General features: G+C 65.5%; 1 protein-coding gene. It reads left to right on the top strand.

Annotated features, from left to right (window positions below):
• Positions 1-663 (top strand): AMP-binding protein (locus BZK31_RS28900; RefSeq protein WP_157900852.1); only part of this gene is annotated, 663 nt, incomplete at both ends.

Below are 663 nucleotides of genomic sequence, written 5' to 3'. Positions count from 1 at the left end.
ACACCTCCGGCACCACCGGACTGCCCAAGGGCGTGATGGTGGCGCATCGCGGTCTGAGCAACCTGCTGCTGTGGTGCCTGCAGGTGTGCGGCGAGGCCGGAGCGATGCTGCACAAGATTCCTTTCGGTTTCGATGCGTCGGCCTGGGAAACCTTCTGGCCGCTGGCCACTGGTGGGCGGCTGGTCATTGCGCGCCCCGGTGGGCATTTCGAACCCGCTTATCTGGCGCGTGTGGTACGTGAGCAGCGGGTTACGGCGATGGTGTTCGTGCCCGCGATGTTGCAGCTGTTCCTGGACACCGATGAAGTGGCGACCTGCGATTCGCTGACCGATGTGTTCAGCGGCGGCGGCGAACTGTCTCCGGCGCTGGCCCGACGTTTTCAGCAACGGCTGCCCAACGCTCGCCTGCATAACGTGTACGGCCCGACGGAAACCACGGTCATCAACAGTGTGTGGACGCTTGAGCCCGGCGCCGAGGTGCCGTCTCGTCAGGTGCCGATCGGGCGGCCCATCACCAATAACCGTCTGCACGTACTGGACGAGAACGACGCGCCGGTGCCGGTTGGCGTGACCGGGCAACTGCACATCGGTGGGGTCGGCGTAGCACGCGGTTACCTGGGGCTGGACGCGCTCACCGCCGAGCGTTTCATCGACAGTCCGTTCG

The sequence above is a fragment of the Pseudomonas floridensis genome (assembly GCF_002087235.1).
GTDB lineage: Bacteria > Pseudomonadota > Gammaproteobacteria > Pseudomonadales > Pseudomonadaceae > Aquipseudomonas > Aquipseudomonas floridensis.
Note: the sequence above shows the minus strand (reverse complement) of the source record. Positions and strands in the feature narration are given on the sequence as shown.